Genomic DNA, 23,071 nt, shown 5'->3' with positions numbered 1-23,071 from the left:
GTCATTATACACAATCGTTGGTACAATAAAGTATATAGTTGCGTAAAAATTTTATATGGAATATCAGAAGTGATAGTCGATGACTCCTCCAATATAAAGTATCGTTCCCGGTTCAAGCGTACAGACAAACTCCATAAATGCAAAAGATTTTTCGGCAAATGATTGGTATCCATCTCCGTCCAAATAGAAATGATACGCAATATCCAATGGATTTTCCAATGCCTTTTCAAGTTGATAAACAGGACCTACAAACTCCAACATGTTTTCGGTTGTAATAGCTTCAGCTTTCTTACGGATGTTAGTCACAAAATTCTCTTTCCATTGTTCCACACCACCAATGTAGCGCATGGTGTCGTCGCCTACAAGTTCGAACATGCCTTTTGGTAGAGCAGTATTGACCAAATAACGAATATCTTCCTTACGTTTTTCGTCATCTATCTCCGCACAATAGTCATAGAAACTGCCATCTCCCTGCTGGAGAGTGTCTTCATTCAGATAGTTTTCTTTTTCTATCCACATTTTAGAAATCTGAAAAATTCGGCTGTGCATAATTTTGAAATTTAAATGATTAAACTTTATTCCCTTTACTTGAAGCTCTTCCGGCTTCTTGTCAGGAATGATTTTTATGCGAAATTGACAGCAAGGAAAGGATGGATAAGGCAAGTAAACAGTGGATGGAATGAAGTGGAATACCCAAATCTTCGATATGCGGAAGGCTGCCACAAGTATCCGGGAACTGTTAGCGCAGCGTTACTTGACGACCATTCTAAAGCTGTATCTTTGCATACAAAATCTCTCAGATAAGAACTGCCGATGTGCGATATAAAGAATATCCGGATTGGAAGAATATAAAAGACTGGAGAAGCACTCTGAGACTGTATAAAAGGACTGAAGGCGACAAAGTCTCCCCAATCTGCATGGCAAATCAGAGAAGCTTATCGGATAATGATAGTTCGCTGCACGCTGTCAGCATACCGTCATTTCGTTTTCTGCATCGGATTAGTCTTAGCCTGCGGCATATTCATAGATGTTACAGAAAGAATTGTCGTTTTCATCTTTCCGTTGTTCGGCAATAGCAAGAATTTCTGTTATTGATTCGACAGACTGACCGCTTATCACCTCAAACCACTTGAATACTTCTGTCTGGTTGACAAAATATTCCTTGTACCATTTGTCGTCTGGAGTACATAGGTCTGCAATGTACTTTTCGGGAAAGTATTTACTCTCTTGGTCATTTGTCCAGTACTCCGCCAGACCCGACTCTTCCGATTGATAGAAATAACATAGTGTTGGGAATTTCTCACATACCAGTTCAAGTGTTTCATCACACGGGAACCAAGCTGTTTCCGTTGTGAATTTCAAGAATGTCAGGCCAATAAATGTGTTATACTGTTTAGAAACGGAGTACGACGAGTAAAAAAGGAATAGGACCGGTTGTGGGAGTTCGGTGGAGCATGGCTATAAGAGTAATCGGGCTGAATATACAATACAAGGAAATGCTATCCACCCGCTTTGGCTACAGGTGGATATGTTATTGTCATTCCGCACCTCTCATGATGGTGAGTTGGTCGGGACGGTTAGGAAACCAATAAGAATCACTGTCAATATATACACATCTGCCACTATTACAGAGATTCCCAAAAGCTAAGACCTCACAAGGTCCAAATATCACTCCATAATCGTTTGTAAACGCCACCATATCTCCCACACTCAAGTCGTTTTCCGTATCCATCACCTTGGAAAGGTGGTCGTAAAACTCAATACCTTCAGCTTCACGTTCTGTTTTCCAACGCAAAAAGTCTTCTTTATGACTTCTACCGGTATGTATCGGTGATAATTCAGAAGGAAAAACCTCCGCTTCCGAAGTATCAGATGCAATCAAAATAACGCTATCCTCTTCAATGTTTTCCGGAATAGAAGCCACTTGGTAAACCCCATTAGACAGACCACTATCTGGGTCATGCCAATAAAGAAGATTACCCAACTTGATAAAATCGTATTTTCCCATATTCTTTGATTTATTATTTCCCTTTGCTTGAAGCTCTTTCGGCTTCTTGCCGGGGATTGATTTTTATGCAGGATTAACAGTGGAATAAGGGCGATAAGACAAGTAAACAGTAAATGGAATGGAACGGAATACCCAACCTTCGAATGTAAGAGCAGAAGCAGGCTTGTCCTTTTATACCTTGCAATGAGAAGGGGACTGAAAGTCAATCTTTGATTTGAGGAAGGCTGCCGTAAAATATCCAGGAACCGTTAGCATAGCGGTGCTTGACAATCGTCCGGACGCTGTACCTTTGCATATAAAATCTCTTCGGCCAGATTTGCCGATGGTGCGATAAGGGAATACTCAGAATGGAAAAACATAAAAAGGGGTATCATATTATAGGCGAAATATATAACAGAGCTAATATAAGTCCTAAAAAAATATTTTTGCTATCTTTGCCAGCGTATTATATAATATTAAGAACATAACAATGGAAAAAACATTTACACAAATCTGTGAATTGTTCGATCAATTCTCAAAAGATGCCAACCTCCAGATGGAGAAAGGCAACAAAGCTGCCGGAACTCGTGCCCGCAAAGTATCACTTGAACTTGAAAAACTTCTCAAACAGTTCAGAAAAGAGTCACTCGAAGCATCGAAATAATTTTCATTCTGGTTCTGACAGTAGGAAAATGGCGAACTTCACGTGTACCATATCGAAAAAGCCTCTTCGCTTCACAGCGGAGAGGCTTCATTGATTATGACAAAGTTAAACATCAATTATGCGAAATTTCTATTTCGCTTTTGGAAAAAACAACTCCACTTTCGTATGTCTGTTGGCTTCCACGGGCGTATAGTCGGCAATTCCACCTTTGCTAACTCTGATAATCCGCTTGGCTGGTATTCCACGTTGTTCCAGTTCTGCGGTAATAAAACCTGCTCTCGATATACTCAAAGAATCATTGATACTTGATGTTCCTGTAGAACTGTCAGCAGCACCAGTTACCCTCACGGATAAACTGTATTTCTTAGCTACACGAGCCAGTTCGTCAAGATTAAGCCTCTGTGAGGTATCCGTCAGATGTGTCGTATTGAGAGCAAAAAAGAAATAGATGGGTGTACCGATGCACTCTCCATCAGCGTATGAAAGAACCGTGGAATCCATAGCGAGGGTGTCCTGATGGGCGGACTGCACATTTCGGGAAGCCGTGTAATTATATGATGGCTTTCCATTCTCTGTCTGAAGAATAGTCGTGTCAAGAGGTGACGACCCGTCCCAATAGCTATGCTTCAATCTTGCACGAAGCGAGTTCAAACCGCTATAATTATTTATAGGATATCTGCATCCGGTTATATCGTCGTTGTCAAAGATATGGCTATATGTATCGAGTAGTCCTTCGATTTCCAGAATTTTCTTTAATTCCACGAGTGTTCGCTTATCTTGATTGTGACGTCCCACATAACGACTGTTCTCCTCCGAAAGGAAGTTGCCATAATCGACAAGCAGTTCGTTCCGATGGATGTATGGTGCCGTATCCACCGCGCGCTTCCAGCCGACCTTACCGAGATGAAAGGTGAATCCGGCAGTCAGCGAAAGCATGTGATCGCCCAGACGGTTTGGATAGCCATATCCGTCGAAATCCTGGAATGTAGTTGTGTTAGAGAGTTCCAGCATAGCACTAACCCGTTTGGAAATACGGTATTGTGTTAGTATGCCGTAAGAAAGCGCAAAGGGATTGTTCCCGTTGGTGGCGTTATGTAGCAGACCGACACCCATAAAGGGTGCAAGCCTCCAACGTACCTGTTCCTGTCGGGCATATCTGCGTCCAAGGAGATTCCACAGGAGATCTGCATGGATATAATGGTAGTCCTGCGTAGATAATTGTGCATCCTTAAACTGCAAGCCACTATAATTTACCCTTGCGCCGACCAAAGGAGTAAACCATTTGCCGACGGCGAGGCTGTACGAAGGTTTCACTCGTCCAAAAAGGTCTTCACAACCGAGAGGTGTACCAAGAAAAACTGTCGCACCTCCGGATATGCTAACAAACCAGTTGCCGGTTCGAGATGCCGGAAGTAGCACCCCGTTGAGATAGACGGGCTGCATCGGTTGAAGCAATTCCGCTACTTCATAATGAATAGTGTGTCGTACAGTGTCCTTCTGTACGGGTTGTACACTTGCTTGTGCCTGCAACGTGCAGAGCAAAGCGAAGATGAAAATAATTTGTTTCGTCATATTCCAATGATTTCATTAGTTATACTTTTAATCTGGTGTAAGGCGTATGCCATTTACCGTTTAGATTTCTTGCCGATAGTCGAGCGCATCATGCGGCTCGCCATCCTCATACAGCGAAGTGCCCATGCTCGATTGTCCTCGTCCTCGTCACGTCCCCATTTGAGGTCACTCCCTCCGCCTCCACCACCATGTGATTCGGCAAATGTAGTGGCATCATCTACCATTCCGAGAAATAGCATTGTCGCACAGTGCATGATTTCCGTACCCCGCTCGGCGATAGACTGTACCAGTGAACCGTCAAAGAGCTGCCGTTCTGAAACATTCATTTGTGCCGATGCGTTACGATACTCGCTGATTACACTCTCCAGTAGGACGTCTTTAAACAAGCTATCCACTTTGGAATGTACATCACGGGAATATTGATAGGCCTCCTCTTTGAGTTCTTCGGTACGTTCTTCAATGGCTCCCATATCCTTTTTCAGTTCGATGAGTTGCCGGTCAGCCGTCTGCAACTTTTCCTGCTTGTCTGCCAGTTGTCTGATGATTCCTTGCAGCTCTTTTTCCAACATTTGTATTTGGATTGCCAATTCTGCCGCATTGCCTTTGTTTTCTTTTAAATTGTACTCGGCTGCCGATAACAAGGTTTCTTTTTCAGTTTTCTGCTTTTCAAGATTGCTAACCATTGTCGTAAGCCCTTTGACTCTGCGTTCTGCCAACCGGATGTCTGATTGAAGTTCACCCAATACCTGTTGATGGAGTTTGATATTATCCTCGATTGTTGTACACTCTTCAGACAACATTCGGCGGTATTCCTCAGTCGTTCTGTGCCGTGCACCCGTTTCGGATATGCTTGTTCCTCTTGACATTCCCCACTTTGTATTGACTTCTGCGAAAAAGTCCGTATGAAGTTGTTTCATTCTTGCACTATATTCAAACTTATCCTTACCGGCGAAGATTTCCTTGTACGCAAAGCGACTATCCTTGATTGGCAGAAGCGTACAGTGGATATGCGGGTTCAATTCATCCAGATGTACAATGAATGCAGCGATGTTCTGCTCACCATATCTGCCACAAACGAATGAATAAACATCCTTGGCCCAGCGTTCAATGTCACGCTTCCGTTCGATGCGGGTATTGTCCGCACCTTTTTCAAAGTCCACCTGTTGCGTACCGAAAGCAAGTTCCTGCATTCGCTGCCGTGAACCGCCGAAGATGATATTTACCACCGTGCGGTATTTTGGTTCGAGCAGCCCCTCATTAGGATCTTTGATTCCACGGTGACTTAATATGTCCGCCATCCGTTTGGGAATGCTACGGCTTGTGTCGATGGGATGTATTTTACCTCCGGGCGCAATCTCGAAGTTCAGCCGTTTACGCGTAGGATCATAATTTCCCTTACTCATAGCGTACTTCTCTGCCTTTTCACTACGGTCACGCAGATGTTCATTACTTTGGGCGGTGGTAATCCCTTTCGACACCTGCACGTCGAGTACCTGTTTTTGATTTGCCATACGTTTTTCATATTGTTTCGGACAATCTACCGTGTCCCAGCTTGCTGCTTGTTCGGACACCCTTCCCACCAACGTCAGGCAGGTGGGGTATTAGGCTCCCCCTTCCCTTTGTTCGTGGCAGGCGGGCAAGCCCGGATGCCTTCTATAACTGGCAGGGGGGCTTCACTGGATACAAAAGTGGATTGTTGCGGTTATACATTCTGTTTTCAACCTCCAATCTGATACGTTGCCTCCTGTGCCTTTGCCGCAAATGCCAGAAAAGGCTTAAAAAGCGTTTTAAGGAACTCCCTGTCATCTTCATCATAATCGGAATTTTCATCCCTATCTACATCAAGAATAAGCCCGGCAATACCTTTCGAAGTTGCAATAAGTCCTGTCCAGTCCCCATACAATTCCAATCGGAAGTAGTCCATAAACTCTGCACTGTCATCGAATCTCGACTTACGCAGTGCCCGTTGTATAGCGGCAAATGTAATGCACTCCAAAGCTACCATACGAATCTTGACAGCTCGTTCATCATCATCCGCTGCCGGATTGATGCGAATGATACTGTCCGGAGATGGGCAGCTATCGCATATGCCAGCTTCATCCATTGCCCGACGAACAAGTTGCTCACACTTGATTCCGATCTCGTCAAGGGACACTTTGCCGATTATCCAATCGGACAATGCCTCACGTAGCTGTTCTGCAAGGTTCAACTTCTTCTGTCCATTGCAAGACTCCGTGGATTGGCTGGTTTGCACAGTCATGGTAATGATGACGCTTTTGGAAAGCCGGATGCGATTCAACAAGCCGAACTCTTCCATTACATCCAAAAAAGAACGGACAGTAGCCCTATGCCAATGCCATTCCGATGAAAGGTCAGAAACAGTCACGTGGCACTGGTTGGGTTGAAGTTCGTAGCCTTTGTTCCTTAAAAAAGGGGAAACAAAACCTGCCAAAGATTTATCCAATAAATCACAGAAGGCTTCTGTCTTTGTTTTTCGTTCACCGACTTTCTCCTTGAGGTAGTCAAATACTTCTCTGTCTGCCAATATAGGGACAGCTATTTTCTGCTTGGTTTTCATTTTCATTTCATTTTTTAATTATTACTATTGTGCGGATATATCAGTGTTGCCGCTATCCGCATCTTGCGGCAATATCGCGTGATGATGGTCATAATAACTTTCGGCTAATAGTCTGGGGAATTTCATCCATTCAGAGATTATGCCTATGTCCTGAAATTCGGTCATAACCCGAACAGAGGGATAGAACAGGGCAGCCAAAAGAAGATAGGCGGCAGTTACCGCCGTTGTGTACAAGTGTGGAACAAAACTGATGGCCAAAGCCACCAATGAGAGTATGACAAACATACATGGTCGGTCACATAAACCTCTTAACAATCTGTCCGCTCTCCTAAATGAATATATAGTGACACAGATAGCAGTTGAAAGAAAAACACCGAACTCGCCAACATGTCCGCTGATGTAAACATAGTGGAAGAGCAATAGCAGAATCAATACGACCTGTACATATAGTTTACGAGCCTTTACACTGTGCATCATAGCATCGTAGAACCTTACCATAAAAGAACGGTGGCTTTTGTACAATGCTAATGGCAATACGAAAAGCGTTATACAGAAGATAAGTTGTAGTATATTCCAAATCATAAATAATAGGGTTTCTCGCGTATTTGAATGGGGGATATCATCAACTCTAATTGGACAATATTGTGGGTGGCCAATAGGATGATAACTTCGGCGTCCCTCGGTGAAAGGTATATCGCTGCTTTCTTAATACGTTGCTTGAACGTATGCTCCTGCTTACGGTAGGCTGCCAATGCCTTATCCAGTTTATGTTCCGGAATTGTCCATGTCATGCCTTTGGCGTATGAGCCTTTGTCTTTGTAAGCCCGCAGTACCAACGTGCGGGAAACAATGTAATTGATATATCCGTTTCTTGACAAAGCATACTCCTTATAGAAATTGTCATCAACAACCTCTATCCATGTCCGGTATTCCCTAATCCAATAAACCATTTGTCGGTATAGTGTGTCCCGCATAACATGACCATTAAAGGAAATCCAACAAGAGATCGTCTTTGTTCTTCTTATACTTGAATGTGCCACTTTTGGAATGAAGATCCAAATCAAGGCACAGCTCGCCGTACATCTGCTCAAGAGAATCATAGATGGTGACAAGAATGCTATTTACCTTACCGTCTGCATCTGTCTTGCAATTCATCTTGAACATCTGTCCAAATGCCGGGTTGGAGTATGCACAGGTGCTATGCCCGAATTTGTCAGCGTGCGTGGGGATGTGGTGGTAGAGAGTTATAAGCTCCATATCGTCCTCAAACAGATCCATCACTTCCTCCAAATCGTAAGGGTCGCGTAGCGGGAAGCTCAGTAGGGCGTAGTCACCGTAGAATTGTGCTTCCTCCATTGTCGTCACATCGAGTAGTTGCGGTAGTTGCAGAGGGACAAATGTCATAAAGTCATTGAAAAAATGTCGTAACATATTCATTTTTTTATATTGTTAGAGCGTCTGTATGAAAACATCCATAAGCATTCCTGGCAGTTCAGTCAGTTGACCACTTTCCGATTGCAGGATTCGGCTCAAGGTTTTGAACGCCACAGGTGTCTGTGCCGCCATCCTGTCAAGTTGTTTCCGTTCTTTATCGGAAAGCAATGTCATAGAGAATCCGTCCAGTGAAGTATAAGGGTGGATAAGCATCCATATATAAGCATGTGCTTGCGAAGAAGTCTTGATTTTTTTGTTCCGAACATCTTCTATACAAATCTGCATATTTTGTATTTGGCGACGATTGGTGCGCATTGTCAAATAAAGCATAGCCTCCCGATAGGTAATCTCCTTTCTCTCAGCGGCAAAGAATATCTGCGAACAACACTGTTCAGTACCACGTGTGATGTCAGCCATACTCTCACCTTCGAAATCGTGCAAGTGAGAGAGGAACGCACGGAATATAGCATCTTCTTTAGTGATATAAGTAATCAGTTCATTGCGGCTATGTATGCCGTTACGGATAGTTCGAGTCAGTAACATGCGGTAAGCCGCAAGGATTTCCTCTTTGTTACCCTTATGAAGCGGAAGATTATCCAGTGAGTTGAAAAACGGGCGGATTTCTCCAGCGGCATGATGCAGTTCCTCATCATTGTTATAAGGTGAGAACTCTCCTTTGAGAGCCAAAAGTTCCTGATAAGTACGCGTCTTTGAGAGGGCTAAGCGTGAGAACTCAGTGCGGATAGAATCATGCAGTCTGATACACTCTTCACGCTGATTGGAATGGGGGTGGCTGAGCGTATCATTCCGGAGATACCTAAAAACAGAGTCTTTTACAGTTTGCCATTGTAGGATATGCTTGGTCAATACTTGAAATGAGGAATCTTTCTGACGTCGTATATTGTATAAGTACTCCCTGTATATTCCGGCAGGATCGTTCGTAGCTTCAGACAATGATTTGCCATTTCTATCGCTGCATGATATCAGGCCCAATATGGCCAATGAAACGATACATCTTCCAGTCAAAAATGATGGAGTCTTGTAGTATGATTTTAAAATTTTCATATTTAACAATTCATATTTAACGATGCAAATCTATATATTATTTTTATTGTAAAAGCTCTTTTATATCGCATTTAGTATAATTTTTGGTATCATATTAATAATATGATTATCAATGAAAACAAGTGCAAGAAAAAAAGCTAAAAAAAGGATTCAGCGAGATTTTTACCACGATATGATTTTAGATTAAAATGAAAGTGCTATATTTGCACTTGTTATCAAAACAATGTATATTAAAATGGCAAAAGTTGGCTATATATTCAAGGAAAATAATGACAGTTTTGATGCTGAGAGAGAATGGATGCAGCGATACGGTTGTGTACAAATCGTAGAGGAAACAGTTGAACATGAAACATTGAGACCTATGTGGAAACAGCTTATGGCGAATCTTCAAAGGGGCGATGAAATAGTCATATCCAAATTCAGCAATGCTGCACGCGGTTTAAGAGAACTGGCCGCGTTCATCGAACTATGCCGTATCAAAATTGTACGTGTCATATCCATTCATGACAGAGTTGATACTCGCGGTGAATTATTCCCCGGTACGACAGCAGCCGATGTGTTGTGGATAATAGGGGCATTTCCGGAAGAAATTGCCGCACTACGAAAATATTCCGCTCATGTCGAGAAGTTACGCCAGAATATCAAAGCCCCGGCTGTGCCGAAGGTATTACCTAAAGCTGAACGAGATAAGACAATCGTGGATATGTATATCAACGGGCATTCTTTCGATGACATTTGGGCTGCAAGCGGTTTTAGCAGCAAAAGTTCTATTTGGCGCATACTCAATAAATATGGCGTAAAACTTGATCGTGGCCAAACCAGCGGTCCGCGTGTCAAACAGAACCCGAAAGAGGACGGAACAAATGAAGGTGGCTCCTGATAGAATTTTCAGATAATCAGGATCGTATATTTGTTTTTCGGTTATTATTTTGTATTTTTATTATTGTTAAAACTATAAAAGTAAGACTTATGGGAGATATTATAATTGTATTGCTGGTATTCTGGGTTGTCGGCAAGCTCTTGAAGGGCGTGTTTGGCGGTTTCAGTAAAAGCAGCTTCAAAGATGATAAGTAGGCCAGCCAAGGGATGGGATAAATACGGTCAAAAAAGACTGGTTCAAGAGGCGTGAAATTGTAAGAAGGAAGTGGAATGGAATAAATATAAACGGAGCTTCCGGCAACAGGAATCCAGGATATATCGGTTGAGATATACCCTGAATACATGTCGGATATTGTCTGTCCGGAGATGTTTAGGCTTTCCACCTATACCCCTCGTCTGTCAGTTCCAAGTATTCCTCTAATCCCGGTTTTACGAAAAAGACAATTTCAAAGGCTTCGTTACTTCCGTTATCGGGGAATGTCATGTCGGTTTCTCCATTTCGGATAGTCCCTTTGCCCACGTTGGAACCAAGGTCTTCATCCGCATAGGCATATTGAAACTCGACGTCCGGAAATATCTCGGAGAGTGTTTGGATAAGCAGAGGCACACCTTCCCAAGCCGTATCAAACCAAAGCACGTTCGGTTCTTCAAAATTCTGATTAAAGGCATTCCATTTTGTACCCCAGTTGGCAATAGACCATTCATACCAAGTAGGATAACCGTATTTTCCCCAGTTTCTCAGATATGTCATTCCAAGTTGTAATGCTTCTTCCCTGACTTTTTCCTCCTGAATTTCCATCCATTGAATGACTTTCAGGTCGTCCTGTGAATTGAACGGTTTACGTTGCTGTGCTATGATATACTGCATACCAAATTCCCCAGAAGTGGACGCTTCTATCAGTAAGTCCTTTGGCATAGGGATAATGTTGTTGAAGTCAATATAGCAAGGCGTACTGTCTTCATCAGTTTTTCCTTTTAAGAAATCCATCACATTTTGTACTGTTTCTCTGTCTGCGTTTATTTCTAAACGGTTTGTTACATAATTAGGCATGATTTTAATGCTTAAAGAATTGGTTATTATTAACTTTTTTCCCTATTGTCGGTTCTTTACTGATTGAACCGTTTTGGGATTTATGGATGCGGTAAACGGATGTCGATACAGCTTCATACGGCAACTTTTCTTGCCAAATTACTCTTGCCCAGGAAGGAAGAATTTTGTAAGAAATACACTTCAAGTAGCAGGATCAAGCGCGATAGCCGACCTTTGCATCTGATAAAACCAAACCGGTGATAGGATGAAGAATAGATGGGAGATAAAATGAAAAATAATTAATATAAAAGAAGAATGCTATTCCTTTTGCAGAAATATAAAAAAGGAATAGAATGATATAATTATAAAAGAGGGGCTATTATTACCCTCTCAATTATAAGAGGGTATGTTCTCAAACTCCGCCCCTTATTTGTAATACTGTAATACCGCAACACCTCCGTTAAAGGTCATTACGGTATTTTTTTTGAATTATTCTTGTGTTACTTCCATAGCATTGCTGTATTCTTTGATTTGCTCCATTGTCAGCCATTCGGGTTTTTCGTTTTCTCGGAAGCTGTCGTGAATTTTCGTCATGTATTCAATTTGTGTCTTTTCAGAACCAGCCCACAAACGACGAGAACTTTTGTTTCCAAAGCCAAGATAATATTCACAGTCGGCTTGCAAACGCCCCAATAACATATACCTGAATTTTAAATCGTGCTGTAATACTTCTTCTATTGTCATACTCGTTGTCGTTTTTAATTAAGTTTTTTATTTTCCCTTTTTTCAAGTCTTTTGACTTTGCCGGAAGGGTTGTTTTTCATGTGCGTCCCAAACGACGAAGCAGGAACGCAGTGCAAGGAATCGGAAATGAAATTTTATGAATACCGAAATCTATGATTTAGGAAGATTACGTCAAATTTCATTTCGGATAGCGTAGCGATACTTGGATAGCGTTCGTTCGCCGTAATTTTGCACACGAAAACAAGACCGGGCGAAAGTCTGGATAACGACAGGAAACATCAACATTCATTACATAAGGGCTGTAAAAGAGAAGCAGGCTGTTACGCTTCTATAAAAGGGAAACAAGGAAATTAAAAAAGTGGGCACGGAGCAATCTGTAAAAAAGGGGGATGCCACCTGTCTTCGGGCAAAAGAAGATACCATACCGATAGGATTTAACCGATACGGTATCTCTTTGGTAGTCATCAGTACCATACTTTCAAAAAACCATTTAAAAACATTCGATATTCGCCTCTTGGAAAATCTGCGGGGCGTGCTGATAAAGCAAAGGAAGATTCAATACCGCCATTGGATATTCCACAAATCCGCTTCTACGCTTGTAACCTGAATAGGTCGCTAAATTATTTGTCTCCAGAAACTCCATTGCATCCGGATAATGATTCACATCAATAAATGTACGGTCTGGCAAATCGAGTGCATCCATGTTCTCCAAATTGACGGATAGCACGATATACTCTGTTTCATCTTCCACACTTTGCAAAGTAAGTGCTAACCAGCCATTGCCATAAAATTGAGGCATGAGATAAAAGCGTTCTCCACGAAACTCGTATTCTTTCCGCGTTAGGGAGCTGTCCGGCTCTACCAAGCGAAAATCATCCTCTCCAGAAACAAATTCTGTTGATGGGTCGCTGACATCCACATACGTTCCATTTACATTGTGACACAAATACTCTGCATTTTCTGAACGAACAATCACAAATTGAATTTCCATACTTTTAAAATTTAGCTATTAAACATCATGTTCTTTTTTTCCCTTTTTTCGGAAGCCTTTAGGCTTCTCCAGTCGGGATTTGATTTTTACGTGCATTCAAGATTGCCTTTAAGGAAAAGCAGGCAAGGAATTTGGACAGAATTTTTACAGTTGCGGTATGGGGCGTATACGACATTTGAGCGATTGAAAATCGGGAAAGCTACTGAAAAATTGTGTTCAAATAGCGTAGCGGTACTTGAATGTTTTTCCGTGGCAATACCTTTGCACAGGAAAAAACAAGTCCTGACTGGTAGCAGCCTGAAACGAAATAATTTCGTTTTATACAAGGGTAAAACGGAGTGATAAAAAAGGGAATGACCACAAAGAGCAGCCGACAAAAGCCGGCTTTCTTTTGTTCCTGTGGGAGTAGCTGGGACATTTAATCCGTTACATCATAATAATAGCTTAGCTCGTCATCTTTCAGATACTCCATTGCATATTGACTGGCTTGTGCCCAAAGGGTATTATACAATGTCGCAATTTCCGGCCTTGTTTCATAATACTGCCATATCTTATGGTTAAGCACTAAAACCAGTTCCGTGAGATACTTGTAGTTCTCTTTCCACTCCTCAAAAGCACGGTTGAAAGTGTCCTGTATCGCCGAAAGACCAAATCGGTCAGCAATGGAAAAATCATTCCAAAAGGTTGTTTGCAATTCATAACCGTTCTCTAACATAAATTCTCTGAATGTCATAATGCCTCAAATTTTAAGATTAATATTTTATTTATTTCCCTTCGATACTTCCTGTACCGAAAGGTTGATTATTTTTCTGCCCACGGGATTGGCGGCCAGAACGGGCAAGGAGGATGCGGAAAATACACTCTTCGATATTTCGGAGAGGAAGATTTTACGGCAGCAAGTGTCAGCGGTCCTTGACAGGACGGACAGCCGGCAATCGAATTTTGCAGGGAAATAACCAGGCTTGCGGGATAGAAATATAGGGGGTAGCTGGATGGGGCTATAAAGGAGGGCCGGAGTCTAAAAAAGGAAACTGGCACAAGCGGCCACCTACAACAGTTGGGCGGGAACATTCATAAATGTGTAAAAAGGAATAGTTTCCCACCACATTTTATGCAGAATATATACGGCATAAAACACAAGTGCGTAACAGCCTCTTGAGAAAGCGTTACGGCATTTGTTTAAGTACAGGTTACAGGCTATTTTACCTGAACGAGGTTGTCCTGTAGAGTTTTCCAGCCATACACTGCGGCCACATAGGGGTGGAGGGAACGTGTAACTTGGCGAAAACCATTCTCGTCAATTTCATAGTTGTAGATTTTTGCGGCAATCCGTTCTGCGTCGTCACGATTTTCAGCGACACGGTACAAAACATAATTCGTGCCATCATGGTGCGACATACGGCCTCGTATATCGTAGCCGTCACCGTACCACTCTGCATCATACTGTGTAGATTGTAATATCCCGGCAATGTTGTCACCCAAAATTTGATAGCCTTGTTTGCGTCCGTTCCACAATCCTAAATCTCCAAATGCAATAATGACTCCATTGACATCCTTGTTTAGGTTCTGCCGCTCATCCCCCAATTCATTATACACTTCGTCCGACCACTCTTCATCGCTGACCTTGTAGGCATCATCGTCCAGTTCTTCTCGCTTGAAATTTTGATAATACTCTCTTGCTGTTTCATCCAATAGAGCATCACTTGACCAAATTATTTGTTTCATACATTCTAATTTTTTATTTTCCCTTCCCTTCAGAGGCTTTTACCTCGTCCGGTGGGATTTGATTTTACGTGCAAACCACAAGGCGGAAGAAGGGAACAATGCAAGGAGGAAGCGGCATCCGAAGGATTTCATTTGAACGGCATTGACTGCAAATGAAACGCGCCTTGCGGGTTCACGTCCGACTTAACTTCGCACTGTAAAATTAATGGACGGCGGACGTAACCTCACTTTTGGGAAGAATATATGGTTATAAGAGGGACTGGAAAGCTGCTCAGAGGTATGGAATTGAGAGAGTCTTCTTTTTTCTATTGAAAATCGTAATCTGCCTGTTCATCAAGTAGAGCTAAATATAACAGTATTACCGGGTGAAGATTTCATTTGGAGCTTGGCATCGCAACAGCCACTTATAAAAGTATGATGCGTATTAATCCGGTCATGAGCAAAACAAAAGCGACCAAAAGGTCGCTTTGTTCATGATAAGGCAAGAATTATTTTTTGCCTTTTTTCACGGGCTTTACCGGCTTTTCAGGAACATCCTCCTTTTCGATAGGAGGATAAAACTTGACAGCCACCATAACAACACGATTGTGCTTTACACCGACCTTGTCGGTCCACTCTTCAGGCTTAAAGTAGCCTTCAATGGTGAGCATCGTACCTTTGGTCAGTTGGTCGAATGACCCAGTATTCTCGTTTTTACGCCAAGCCTCAATATTCATAAAGGCTGAAATGCGGTTGGTTTCCTCGGCATTCCTTTCCTGACAGCTTACGGCCAATGGGAAACGTGCGACACTGCTGTTGGTGAACTCTCGGATTTCAGCGTCTTTACCTAAGAATCCGGTTACTGTGAAATTGTTTTCAATCTTTTTCATGTTGAATTGCTTTTAGAAGTTATTAAATCAATTTTTACACTGCCTAAAAAGTAGATGTCGTTTAAGGGATGCACCAAGGATAGCGCGTCAATACGCTTTATTTTTAGCCACAGGTAAAATCGAAGGCTCGATAAAGGAAGATTGAAGCGGCTACGCCATTGGTCAAGACAACCATGTCGTTCCCGTCGGCATACTATCTTTGCAGAGGAAAAATGATGATTGCTTCGATAAAAAGCGATTATGGAAAATGGGAAACAAGTAAACCGGTAATGATAAGGAAAAAGAGCAAATCCAAATGTCGGCACAAAGGCGAGACATCCGTCCGAAAGTCAGTGAAGAATAGCAAAGCCAAAGCGAGACATGCCTGGCTTGAATTGAGACTGTAACAAACAGAATACCATCCAATCAGAAAAAAGGCCACTGCATAAGGAATGTGTCAGCCAAGAGTGGACAGAAGCGTAGGTAGCCATCCTTGGAGGATAGTGATATCCGCATCGAAAAAAAATGGAACTGGAAGGAAAAACGGCAGGAAGAACCAGACTTTTCACAAAGTGGTTTCCAATTCGCTTTGTGCAAATGGCTGGTTTCTACAAAAGGGAGTGGCGCAGCCAAAAGAAAAAGTTATAAAAGGAAAATGGAAGTAAGGCTGAAATGGGTGATTCCATTCCAGCCAGTCGATGATATTTGTCCAAGGTGTCATTGAAATTCAACCATCATAATACGATGCTCGAATATTTTGGTTTTGTCGCTGGGACGTCGCTGGCAAACCCAAAGGTGTCGTGCACCGTAACCGTATGTGAAATATTCATCAAGTGGAGTTTTTTTCTCCAACTGTCTCATGCTTTCACGCAATTCCGCCTCATTGCCAGAAAAAAGAATCGTGTTAATGATTCGGAAATAAAGTTCAGTTACCTCGTCACAATAGGGGCAAAAGCTGTGTTCAATTGTTACTTTCATGCTTCTTTTGATTTTTATTGTACTTCGATTATATCTTCAATTCGACCATATAGGACAGAACGTAGTGCGGTTTTGTCAATGGCATAATATTCGGCAATATGTCCGTGTTGTTTCACGAAATACCGTTTGAGAACATCGGAGAAGTCAAAACGGTAGCCCATTAAAGCGATACCTCTTTTGAAATGGCAGCACTCTTTCACATTGCGGGTGAGCCAGTTCTTTTCTTCCCGACTCAACTTGTCGCCATTATCAAGACGTTCCCGTAATTTGTAAACCTTGCTATCTTTCAGTTTTTCCAATTCGGGCACATCCCATTGGACGAATTTCATTGCTATCTGTGTCATGGTTTCTATGTTGTAAAATTGTAAAAATTACTTCATCACAGTATTTAATAATCTCTCTTTGCCACAGATGAAACGAACAGTGATTTTGTTGTCGAAATCACCGACAATCGTTCCATCCGTGTGTCTCTTATAGAATAAGCAAAGTGTAGGATAGACCATAATTTTACTTTATCTTCTTCTACTCATTCAGTTACTAATTTGACCTTCCATTCTCCCTGAGAGAATATTCTAAAGCTCACGTACTCGTCTTCAAATTCATAGGTTAGAATCTTGATATAGACTTTATCTTTGTCCTCCAACGATTCTACCAATTTTTTGATTTCTTCTTCTGGATACACCCAACGAGAGGAAAATTCTGCATCTACACTATCACCATATCGATTGGTAAATTCGCTGAAAGTGTCATCCAAGAAAGCCTCTATTTTGTCGAGGTCTGTTTTATTTTCCGTTCTTGCGTGGAAAATGTTGGTTGCATAATTTGCCATAAATACCAAGTTTTAAGTTTGTTACTTTCCCTCCTGTAGCATTTCACTTACTTTCGGGCTTGATTGAAATTATGTCGCTTCAACAGATGGCATGGCTATGTATGCAGGGTTTCACTACAAAATACTACCTCTGCGAAGCGGAGCGTGGAGATTTTGTAGTGAACCTTCAGGTTACAACCTTGCATACAATAAAGACATGGCAAATACCTTTGCGACACAATTCCCATCGGGCAGACCGAAAGTTGATATGCGAGCATGTGGGAGTTTGCTCGGTACGGATGTGTGTAAAAGGTGGCTATGAAGTAAAAGAGTATCGCAGCGAAAAGAGAAAAGAGGCAAGAGCTTATCTTCTCTTTTGGCTGTATGGGTAGAATGGGAAAATCACAAAAAGTAATATGAAAATCCAGTTTGGTTTAGTTTGTTAGCCTTATATATGCTAAACTAAATTAAACTAAATATAGGCAGGCATTTTTGGCTGCCTGTACAAAAAAGATTATCTTTGCTACAAGCAATACAACTTCAAGAGATAATAATTTGTATTCTCTTTATGAGCTGCAAATAATTTGTTAGTTAAAGTTAGGAGCAAATTCTTCGAATGATGAGAGCAGATAAAATTGCTCGGAATGCACTCTGAAAGCAAACAAACGAAAAGAAAGAAACAGAGTGCAAATAGAAAAATGAGAAATCACTTTAATTCCTATTTTTGTTCCTTATTTGTTTCTCCATTAAAATTACCTTTCTTGTAACATATTGATTATAAAATATTTAAGTGTACATTTTTAAGATGATTAAGAATGTTACCAATATTTCACACTCCATTTTAACAATTAGAATTCATCCACAAATCACACACTCTAAATCATCAGCACCCATATACAGCAGAATATATAACAATAAAATATTTTATACAACTTTTATTTGTGATTAGTCATAGAAAACATGTATATTAGCAGTAAGCCTAACATTTACACAAATAAATCAATTGATTTATTATTACTTTTTAGTACCTTTACTTCATAAATACAATTTCCTATCCATAAGAAGGAAAGACATTTATATTAGTTGATTATTTGTATATGATAAAACACAAGCAAACAGCTATTGAGATATGTTCCGATAGCACTCTATTTAAACCCAGACCGCCCCCTCTTCAAATATTCACATATTAGACTGATTCATCATGCCTGAAAACAAAAAGAATAAATCAAATTAATCATCGTTACTTGGAGGGAAAGCCTTCCTTATCATAAAATTTAAAACATTAATCAAGATTAAAAACCTCCTGTGACACTTCTATTATCCCGATTATCCTATATGGCTCTCCTATTGATATGAACCAAGACTATAAAAGAAATGCTTCTTTAGCCGATACATTCTTGTATATGCCATTCAATATCGAAAACTTAAAAATCGAGATATCTGTTCTTATCAAAAACTACCGCTTTCTTAGAAAGTCATTCTTACAGAAAATATTCGGAGAAAAGTTTCTGGAAACAGATATCGAAGAAATGCCGGAAGAGGATAACTACCAACTCATCAACAAGGTAAAGAAATTCATATTGGACAACTTGGATAACGAATCACTAAAGATAAGCCATATTGCCAGTGAAACGGGCATGAGCCGGACTAAGTTTTTCATTAAATGGAAATTCCTGACAGGGGAAGCTCCCATAGAATTCATGACCAGGATTCGTATGGAAAAAGCACGCGAACTATTGGAAAGCGGAAAATATCGCATACAGGAGATACCTGAAATGGTCGGACTAAAAGATGTAAAGAACTTCCGCAATAAATACAAGAAACACTTCGGCATAGCGCCAAGTGAAACATTAAGAAATATTTAAAAGCGGGAAAATTCAATATTACTATTGTCTTAATAAAAAAGAGATGTATTTAATGGAAAAATGGTATATCTCTTTTGCAAGTATACCGACGAGCAAAACATAATTGCCAACAAATCACAACTCAATCATACCATTCATCGCATCATTAATACCAAATAGAAACATCCCAACATTCAAAACTGACAACAGTATCTACTTATTAAAACTTATCATTATTTTTACTTCGTAGAAATATACCAATCATTCCTTCTTATAAAAAAACCTAACCTCCATTATCTTTCCAGTTTATATATTATGAGGAAATACAGAATGGTATTAAATGAGACATTCCTCAATAATACCCAATATACAATACGCTCCCCTACACATCTACAGGAGACAAAATAATATTCAACCAATAAAACTAATTAATTATTGTTACTTAGAGGATATTCACCGTTTCTTCCCCCCCCCAAAAAAAATGATGTTAAATATTAGGATAGTGAATTTCCTCTTTTTTCTGAAATGAAAGAAATGGGTCTATTTCATCTGAGTGACGTCACTAAAAAATATAATATGAAATACTTATTACAAACGTCACCCCTCGTTTACAGTGCCATAGCAATACTCATTCTTTATCAATTAAACTTTACCTCAATACTCCTAGCAGGAGGTATTTCTATTTATTGGATTATAACACATATCATTACGATACAGAAAGAAAGAAATCTTCTAAAAGAAGGGAGTCAATATTTTATAGACTCTTTCGAGAGCATTCGTGCTCCGCTTACATTAGTTCATACTCCATTGAAAATAGCATATAATGACGTTTCCCCCGAAAATATCAGAAAAGAGCTATCACTAGCTATCCAAAACATAGATTGCCTCAACATACATTTAACCAGATTGATGGATTTAAAGCAATTGTTTGCAAACACTGAAAAGCTGAATTCCTCGGAATATGAACTGGGAGCATTTATCAAAAACAGAATTACTTCTTTAAAAACACATGCTGCCAACAATTTGGTAGGGCTGAACATTAAAACAGACTTTAATTATGCCAGCGTCTGGTTCGACCAAAGCAAAATATCTCCGGTGATCGACAAATTTATAAAATATGCCATAGACCATACCGAACAAAAAAAAACTATTACCCTGCTAATCACCTCTAATCCTGAATACTGGCAAATAAAAATAACTGATTTCGAAAATAAGAAAATACTTCAATGTTATAAATGTAAAAATTGGCAACTATTCAAACGAAAAGAAGAACTCGAATACAATTTTGCAAAAAATATATTCTGCAAAAGGTTGATAAAGATGTGCAATGGAAAGATTCTGATTAACCATTCCAGCCACACTATTGCTCTAAAATTCCCTTCAAAAGATTCGCCGGAAAATGTTCACCAACATACCGCCATACAAATCGAGTCAAATCCGGCAGAAGAAAGAACAGATACTTTATTCGGCAAGGATTCACAAAAGAGAAATTCCACTAAACCGTTGGTCGTCCTCGCTGACAGCAATAAAGAATTCAGGTTGTACCTGGAAGAACGTTTATCAAAGGATTTTATCGTAAAAAGTTTCGAGAATGGTTTGGACGCTTTAGAATGTATAAAAGAGGAATATCCGGATTTAGTGATTTGCGACATTATGCTCCATGGAATGTACGGCAATGAACTATCATCGAGACTAAAAACATCAGGAGAAACATCCGTTATCCCTATTATCCTCTATGGCTTACATATAGATACAGGACAACGCAGCAAAAGGGAAAGCTCCCTGGCTGACATATTCTTATATATACCTTTTCACGTCGAAGATTTAAAAACAGAAATGAATGTCCTTATCAGAAACAACCGTTTCCTCAGAAAATCATTCTTAGAAAGAATATTTGGAAAGAAGTTTCTGGAAGTTGAGGAAGACAAAATTTCAGATGAGGAAAATTACGGCCTTATCAATCAGGTAAAGGAGTTTATTCTAAAAAATATAGATAAGGAAAATCTGACAATAGATGAAATCGCCTCAGAACTATATATGAGTAGAACCGCTTTCTTTACGAAATGGAAAGCACTGACAGGAGAAGCGCCCAAGTACTTGATTTACCGGATTCGTATGGAAAAAGCACGTGAGCTATTGGAAAGCGGGAAATACTCCGTCAATGTTCTTCCCGAAATGATCGGATTGAAGAGCCTCAAAAACTTCCGTCATAAATACAAAGAGTATTTTGGAATAACGCCAAGCGAGTCTATCATGAAAAAACAATAAAACAAATACGAAGCTATATATCCGAAGATCCCACCAACAGGGATCTTCACTATAACACTTGCATAAAGAAGCCTTTCTTTTTTTACTTCTTCATGCAGTATTGTATTAATCGTAGCATTTACACTATGTACGTACACCTTAATTTTGAAATTAATAATCTAATTATTTAAACAGTATGAAAACTTTAACTAAAATGAAAAAAGTTTGTTGTTTTAATCGCTTTGTCTTATTGGCAATGACACTGAGCATGGTCACTTCTTTTACTGCATGTAGCAGTGACGACGATTCGGACATTCCCGTATATTCCCTTAAAGATGTTGATGGCAATTATTCCGGCACAATGCTGACGGAATCCACCCCCGTCAGTCCCCAGGCAAATGCAGAAGAGGGGGAAGAACCGGCAGGAGCCGAAGTTACTGCCGAAGTAAAAGACAATCAGATTATGATTAAGAAACTTCCGGTTGACGACCTGATTAAAAGCATCGTCGGTGAAGAAAATGCAGGAGCTATCATCGAAAATTTGGGTGATATTAACTACAACATTCCTTATACACCGACCTTTGATGAAGGTAAATCTAACATCTTACTTCAACTAAAACCTGAACCACTGGAAATTAAATACACCGAACCGATTCAAGTACAAGAAGAAGGACAAGAACCGGCTGAAAATCTTATAACAGTAACTATTGAAGCTGAAAAGAATGGCGTTTATGCTTATGACGGCAAAAAACTGGCATTCGTTATCAAAGCAACTGGAGTAAAAGTCGGAGATGTAAATTTCCCCAATTTCCCCGTTACAACATTCACTTTCAGCATGGTCAAGAAGTAATACAAACCTTTCGCTGAAAAAAAGAAAATGGAGCATGCCTGCGCGCAAGACATGCTCTTTTTTTATACCTTTGTGAAGAAACCAACTATACAAAATGACTACAACAGAAAACATTCGAAAAGAATTGCAGGATTTGGTAGATTCCAAGTATCAGGAATTTCATTCTGCCCTGGTTCCCGGAATCGGGAATATTCTTGGTGTACGTATTCCGCAACTACGAATATTGGCTAAAGAAATCGCAAAGAGAGATAACTGGCGTATGTTTGTGGAAGCAACCGATACTAAGTTTTATGAAGAGACAATGCTTCAGGGAATGGTTATCGGATTAGCTAAAATGGAACTGGACGAACGAATGAAACACATAAGCATGTTCGTTCCACGTATCGACAACTGGGCTGTATGTGATATCTTTTGTGGCGAACTGAAGACTGCCGTGAAGAAAGGAAAAGAAACTGTATGGCAGTTTATCCAGCCTTACCTCATATCTCCCAAAGAGTTCGAAATCCGCTTCGGGATTGTGATGCTTTTCCATTATGTAGACGAAGAACATATCGACGCATTACTGGCATACGCAGACACTTTCAGCCACGATGCTTATTATGCACGTATGGCTATGGCCTGGATGATATCCATCTGTTTCATCAAATTCCCCGAAAAGACAATGGAGTACCTTAAACAGAGCAAGCTGGATAACTGGACTTATAATAAATCATTGCAGAAAACTATCGAATCTCTCCGTGTAGACAAGGAAACTAAAGATATACTTCGCGGTATAAAACGGAGGTAATGACACAATAAAAAATAAAGCTCGGTAACTGTTCTGCTTA

28 protein-coding genes and 1 pseudogene are annotated in these 23,071 nt (G+C 40.4%); 9 read left to right on the top strand and 20 right to left on the bottom strand.

What is annotated here, in order from left to right:
• Positions 1–63: 63 nt before the first annotated feature.
• On the bottom strand, positions 64–549 hold the full coding sequence (locus HMPREF0106_RS03110; RefSeq protein ID WP_005777225.1) for a hypothetical protein: 486 nt from the start codon (positions 547–549) through the stop codon (positions 64–66).
• A 15-nt stretch (positions 550–564) separates the two neighbouring features.
• On the opposite strand from HMPREF0106_RS03110, the gene HMPREF0106_RS28355 reads away from it, so the two are divergent.
• Positions 565–804 (top strand): hypothetical protein, encoded by a 240-nt coding sequence (locus tag HMPREF0106_RS28355; RefSeq protein WP_004323430.1) that lies wholly within the window; start codon positions 565–567, stop codon positions 802–804.
• A gap of 201 nt (positions 805–1,005) precedes the next feature.
• Here the strand turns inward: HMPREF0106_RS28355 and HMPREF0106_RS03115 are convergent, their stop codons facing one another.
• Both HMPREF0106_RS03115 and HMPREF0106_RS03120 read right to left on the bottom strand, forming a co-directional pair.
• Positions 1,006–1,362 carry a hypothetical protein gene (locus HMPREF0106_RS03115; RefSeq protein ID WP_004308712.1) on the bottom strand — a complete coding sequence of 119 codons (357 nt, stop codon included), beginning with the start codon at positions 1,360–1,362 and terminating at the stop codon, positions 1,006–1,008.
• A 175-nt stretch (positions 1,363–1,537) separates the two neighbouring features.
• Complete coding sequence (locus HMPREF0106_RS03120) at positions 1,538–2,008, bottom strand: hypothetical protein (protein WP_004308716.1); 471 nt, start codon at positions 2,006–2,008, stop codon at positions 1,538–1,540.
• A gap of 469 nt (positions 2,009–2,477) precedes the next feature.
• On the opposite strand from HMPREF0106_RS03120, the gene HMPREF0106_RS0125215 reads away from it, so the two are divergent.
• The gene (locus HMPREF0106_RS0125215; RefSeq protein ID WP_004308720.1) at positions 2,478–2,651 is read left to right on the top strand and encodes a histone H1; all 174 of its coding nucleotides are present in this window, start codon (positions 2,478–2,480) and stop codon (positions 2,649–2,651) included.
• A gap of 129 nt (positions 2,652–2,780) precedes the next feature.
• Here HMPREF0106_RS0125215 and HMPREF0106_RS03125 read toward each other — a convergent pair whose 3' ends face one another.
• From HMPREF0106_RS03125 to HMPREF0106_RS03155, 7 genes are all read right to left on the bottom strand, one after another.
• Complete coding sequence (locus HMPREF0106_RS03125) at positions 2,781–4,223, bottom strand: OmpA family protein (protein WP_009040985.1); 1,443 nt, start codon at positions 4,221–4,223, stop codon at positions 2,781–2,783.
• A gap of 53 nt (positions 4,224–4,276) precedes the next feature.
• Positions 4,277–5,734: a MobV family relaxase gene (gene mobV / locus HMPREF0106_RS03130; RefSeq protein WP_004323434.1), complete on the bottom strand. Its 1,458-nt coding sequence runs from the start codon at positions 5,732–5,734 to the stop codon at positions 4,277–4,279.
• A gap of 206 nt (positions 5,735–5,940) precedes the next feature.
• On the bottom strand, positions 5,941–6,801 hold the full coding sequence (locus HMPREF0106_RS03135; RefSeq protein ID WP_032556764.1) for a hypothetical protein: 861 nt from the start codon (positions 6,799–6,801) through the stop codon (positions 5,941–5,943).
• Positions 6,802–6,825: 24 nt separating this feature from the next.
• Complete coding sequence (locus HMPREF0106_RS03140) at positions 6,826–7,383, bottom strand: hypothetical protein (RefSeq protein ID WP_009040983.1); 558 nt, start codon at positions 7,381–7,383, stop codon at positions 6,826–6,828.
• On the bottom strand, positions 7,380–7,775 hold the full coding sequence (locus HMPREF0106_RS03145) for a hypothetical protein (protein ID WP_008640424.1): 396 nt from the start codon (positions 7,773–7,775) through the stop codon (positions 7,380–7,382). Before HMPREF0106_RS03145 ends, HMPREF0106_RS03140 begins: the two co-directional genes overlap by 4 nt.
• 10 nt (positions 7,776–7,785) lie before the next feature.
• The gene (locus HMPREF0106_RS03150) at positions 7,786–8,232 is read right to left on the bottom strand and encodes a hypothetical protein (RefSeq protein ID WP_009293478.1); all 447 of its coding nucleotides are present in this window, start codon (positions 8,230–8,232) and stop codon (positions 7,786–7,788) included.
• A gap of 18 nt (positions 8,233–8,250) precedes the next feature.
• Positions 8,251–9,300, bottom strand: a complete 1,050-nt coding sequence (locus HMPREF0106_RS03155; RefSeq protein WP_009040981.1) for a hypothetical protein — start codon at positions 9,298–9,300, stop codon at positions 8,251–8,253.
• 235 nt (positions 9,301–9,535) lie between these two features.
• Between HMPREF0106_RS03155 and HMPREF0106_RS03160 the strand changes: the two genes are divergently transcribed.
• Positions 9,536–10,180, top strand: a complete 645-nt coding sequence (locus HMPREF0106_RS03160) for a recombinase family protein (protein WP_007218098.1) — start codon at positions 9,536–9,538, stop codon at positions 10,178–10,180.
• A gap of 369 nt (positions 10,181–10,549) precedes the next feature.
• Here the strand turns inward: HMPREF0106_RS03160 and HMPREF0106_RS03165 are convergent, their stop codons facing one another.
• The 6 genes from HMPREF0106_RS03165 to HMPREF0106_RS03190 form a co-directional block, all read right to left on the bottom strand.
• On the bottom strand, positions 10,550–11,230 hold the full coding sequence (locus HMPREF0106_RS03165) for a hypothetical protein (RefSeq protein ID WP_004308730.1): 681 nt from the start codon (positions 11,228–11,230) through the stop codon (positions 10,550–10,552).
• Between the two features lie 468 nt (positions 11,231–11,698).
• Positions 11,699–11,953: an LPD11 domain-containing protein gene (locus tag HMPREF0106_RS03170; protein ID WP_008640428.1), complete on the bottom strand. Its 255-nt coding sequence runs from the start codon at positions 11,951–11,953 to the stop codon at positions 11,699–11,701.
• A 490-nt stretch (positions 11,954–12,443) separates the two neighbouring features.
• Positions 12,444–12,944, bottom strand: a complete 501-nt coding sequence (locus HMPREF0106_RS03175) for a DUF4313 domain-containing protein (RefSeq protein WP_009040980.1) — start codon at positions 12,942–12,944, stop codon at positions 12,444–12,446.
• A 418-nt stretch (positions 12,945–13,362) separates the two neighbouring features.
• Complete coding sequence (locus HMPREF0106_RS03180; RefSeq protein WP_007218095.1) at positions 13,363–13,677, bottom strand: hypothetical protein; 315 nt, start codon at positions 13,675–13,677, stop codon at positions 13,363–13,365.
• Between the two features lie 464 nt (positions 13,678–14,141).
• Positions 14,142–14,669 (bottom strand): hypothetical protein, encoded by a 528-nt coding sequence (locus HMPREF0106_RS03185; RefSeq protein ID WP_004308734.1) that lies wholly within the window; start codon positions 14,667–14,669, stop codon positions 14,142–14,144.
• Positions 14,670–15,157: 488 nt separating this feature from the next.
• On the bottom strand, positions 15,158–15,538 hold the full coding sequence (locus HMPREF0106_RS03190; protein WP_009040978.1) for a single-stranded DNA-binding protein: 381 nt from the start codon (positions 15,536–15,538) through the stop codon (positions 15,158–15,160).
• A gap of 504 nt (positions 15,539–16,042) precedes the next feature.
• Between HMPREF0106_RS03190 and HMPREF0106_RS28150 the strand changes: the two genes are divergently transcribed.
• Positions 16,043–16,165, top strand: a complete 123-nt coding sequence (locus tag HMPREF0106_RS28150; protein ID WP_255344247.1) for a hypothetical protein — start codon at positions 16,043–16,045, stop codon at positions 16,163–16,165.
• A 69-nt stretch (positions 16,166–16,234) separates the two neighbouring features.
• Here HMPREF0106_RS28150 and HMPREF0106_RS03195 read toward each other — a convergent pair whose 3' ends face one another.
• From HMPREF0106_RS03195 to HMPREF0106_RS03205, 4 genes are read right to left on the bottom strand one after another with little or no spacing between them, the layout of a single operon-like run.
• Positions 16,235–16,495 (bottom strand): hypothetical protein, encoded by a 261-nt coding sequence (locus HMPREF0106_RS03195; RefSeq protein WP_004308737.1) that lies wholly within the window; start codon positions 16,493–16,495, stop codon positions 16,235–16,237.
• Between the two features lie 14 nt (positions 16,496–16,509).
• Complete coding sequence (locus HMPREF0106_RS03200; RefSeq protein WP_004323450.1) at positions 16,510–16,839, bottom strand: hypothetical protein; 330 nt, start codon at positions 16,837–16,839, stop codon at positions 16,510–16,512.
• A 27-nt stretch (positions 16,840–16,866) separates the two neighbouring features.
• Complete coding sequence (locus HMPREF0106_RS28145) at positions 16,867–16,998, bottom strand: hypothetical protein (protein ID WP_009293506.1); 132 nt, start codon at positions 16,996–16,998, stop codon at positions 16,867–16,869.
• A 23-nt stretch (positions 16,999–17,021) separates the two neighbouring features.
• Positions 17,022–17,324 carry a hypothetical protein gene (locus tag HMPREF0106_RS03205; RefSeq protein ID WP_004323452.1) on the bottom strand — a complete coding sequence of 101 codons (303 nt, stop codon included), beginning with the start codon at positions 17,322–17,324 and terminating at the stop codon, positions 17,022–17,024.
• 71 nt (positions 17,325–17,395) lie between these two features.
• Here HMPREF0106_RS03205 and HMPREF0106_RS03210 point away from each other — a divergent pair, with 71 nt between their 5' ends.
• The 5 genes and pseudogenes from HMPREF0106_RS03210 (at position 17,396) to HMPREF0106_RS03230 (ending at position 23,031) form a co-directional block, all read left to right on the top strand.
• A complete protein-coding gene (locus HMPREF0106_RS03210) occupies positions 17,396–17,695 on the top strand; it encodes a hypothetical protein (RefSeq protein ID WP_009040977.1) in 300 nt (99 codons plus the stop codon).
• 894 nt (positions 17,696–18,589) lie between these two features.
• Positions 18,590–19,168: pseudogene (locus HMPREF0106_RS03215) on the top strand (helix-turn-helix transcriptional regulator); the annotation flags it as partial.
• 555 nt (positions 19,169–19,723) lie between these two features.
• Positions 19,724–21,415: a response regulator transcription factor gene (locus HMPREF0106_RS03220; protein WP_009040976.1), complete on the top strand. Its 1,692-nt coding sequence runs from the start codon at positions 19,724–19,726 to the stop codon at positions 21,413–21,415.
• Positions 21,416–21,590: 175 nt separating this feature from the next.
• Positions 21,591–22,244, top strand: a complete 654-nt coding sequence (locus tag HMPREF0106_RS03225; protein ID WP_008022954.1) for a DUF4840 domain-containing protein — start codon at positions 21,591–21,593, stop codon at positions 22,242–22,244.
• A 94-nt stretch (positions 22,245–22,338) separates the two neighbouring features.
• Positions 22,339–23,031: a DNA alkylation repair protein gene (locus HMPREF0106_RS03230; RefSeq protein WP_004313202.1), complete on the top strand. Its 693-nt coding sequence runs from the start codon at positions 22,339–22,341 to the stop codon at positions 23,029–23,031.
• The last annotated feature ends 40 nt before the right edge of the window (positions 23,032–23,071 follow it).

The sequence above is a fragment of the Bacteroides sp. D22 genome (genome assembly GCF_000163675.1).
GTDB lineage: Bacteria > Bacteroidota > Bacteroidia > Bacteroidales > Bacteroidaceae > Bacteroides > Bacteroides xylanisolvens.
Note: the sequence above shows the minus strand (reverse complement) of the source record. Positions and strands in the feature narration are given on the sequence as shown.

Bases quoted from the DNA above. Each gene is read 5' to 3' on its own strand.
- HMPREF0106_RS03230 (WP_004313202.1), top strand. From the start codon at position 22,339: ATGACTACAACAGAAAACATTCGAAAAGAATTGCAGGATTTGGTAGAT.
- HMPREF0106_RS03195 (WP_004308737.1), bottom strand. From the start codon at position 16,495: ATGAAAGTAACAATTGAACACAGCTTTTGCCCCTATTGTGACGAGGTA.
- HMPREF0106_RS03200 (WP_004323450.1), bottom strand. From the start codon at position 16,839: ATGACACAGATAGCAATGAAATTCGTCCAATGGGATGTGCCCGAATTG.
- HMPREF0106_RS0125215 (WP_004308720.1), top strand. From the start codon at position 2,478: ATGGAAAAAACATTTACACAAATCTGTGAATTGTTCGATCAATTCTCA.
- HMPREF0106_RS03120 (WP_004308716.1), bottom strand. From the start codon at position 2,008: ATGGGAAAATACGATTTTATCAAGTTGGGTAATCTTCTTTATTGGCAT.
- HMPREF0106_RS28355 (WP_004323430.1), top strand. From the start codon at position 565: ATGATTAAACTTTATTCCCTTTACTTGAAGCTCTTCCGGCTTCTTGTC.
- HMPREF0106_RS03190 (WP_009040978.1), bottom strand. From the start codon at position 15,538: ATGAAAAAGATTGAAAACAATTTCACAGTAACCGGATTCTTAGGTAAA.
- HMPREF0106_RS28150 (WP_255344247.1), top strand. From the start codon at position 16,043: ATGGAACTGGAAGGAAAAACGGCAGGAAGAACCAGACTTTTCACAAAG.
- mobV (WP_004323434.1), bottom strand. From the start codon at position 5,734: ATGGCAAATCAAAAACAGGTACTCGACGTGCAGGTGTCGAAAGGGATT.
- HMPREF0106_RS03225 (WP_008022954.1), top strand. From the start codon at position 21,591: ATGAAAACTTTAACTAAAATGAAAAAAGTTTGTTGTTTTAATCGCTTT.
- HMPREF0106_RS03150 (WP_009293478.1), bottom strand. From the start codon at position 8,232: ATGTTACGACATTTTTTCAATGACTTTATGACATTTGTCCCTCTGCAA.
- HMPREF0106_RS03185 (WP_004308734.1), bottom strand. From the start codon at position 14,669: ATGAAACAAATAATTTGGTCAAGTGATGCTCTATTGGATGAAACAGCA.
- HMPREF0106_RS03165 (WP_004308730.1), bottom strand. From the start codon at position 11,230: ATGCCTAATTATGTAACAAACCGTTTAGAAATAAACGCAGACAGAGAA.
- HMPREF0106_RS28145 (WP_009293506.1), bottom strand. From the start codon at position 16,998: ATGGTCTATCCTACACTTTGCTTATTCTATAAGAGACACACGGATGGA.
- HMPREF0106_RS03180 (WP_007218095.1), bottom strand. From the start codon at position 13,677: ATGACATTCAGAGAATTTATGTTAGAGAACGGTTATGAATTGCAAACA.
- HMPREF0106_RS03135 (WP_032556764.1), bottom strand. From the start codon at position 6,801: ATGAAAACCAAGCAGAAAATAGCTGTCCCTATATTGGCAGACAGAGAA.
- HMPREF0106_RS03210 (WP_009040977.1), top strand. From the start codon at position 17,396: ATGTCGCTTCAACAGATGGCATGGCTATGTATGCAGGGTTTCACTACA.
- HMPREF0106_RS03110 (WP_005777225.1), bottom strand. From the start codon at position 549: ATGCACAGCCGAATTTTTCAGATTTCTAAAATGTGGATAGAAAAAGAA.
- HMPREF0106_RS03160 (WP_007218098.1), top strand. From the start codon at position 9,536: ATGGCAAAAGTTGGCTATATATTCAAGGAAAATAATGACAGTTTTGAT.
- HMPREF0106_RS03175 (WP_009040980.1), bottom strand. From the start codon at position 12,944: ATGGAAATTCAATTTGTGATTGTTCGTTCAGAAAATGCAGAGTATTTG.
- HMPREF0106_RS03125 (WP_009040985.1), bottom strand. From the start codon at position 4,223: ATGACGAAACAAATTATTTTCATCTTCGCTTTGCTCTGCACGTTGCAG.
- HMPREF0106_RS03155 (WP_009040981.1), bottom strand. From the start codon at position 9,300: ATGAAAATTTTAAAATCATACTACAAGACTCCATCATTTTTGACTGGA.
- HMPREF0106_RS03140 (WP_009040983.1), bottom strand. From the start codon at position 7,383: ATGATTTGGAATATACTACAACTTATCTTCTGTATAACGCTTTTCGTA.
- HMPREF0106_RS03145 (WP_008640424.1), bottom strand. From the start codon at position 7,775: ATGCGGGACACACTATACCGACAAATGGTTTATTGGATTAGGGAATAC.
- HMPREF0106_RS03205 (WP_004323452.1), bottom strand. From the start codon at position 17,324: ATGGCAAATTATGCAACCAACATTTTCCACGCAAGAACGGAAAATAAA.
- HMPREF0106_RS03220 (WP_009040976.1), top strand. From the start codon at position 19,724: ATGAAATACTTATTACAAACGTCACCCCTCGTTTACAGTGCCATAGCA.
- HMPREF0106_RS03170 (WP_008640428.1), bottom strand. From the start codon at position 11,953: ATGACAATAGAAGAAGTATTACAGCACGATTTAAAATTCAGGTATATG.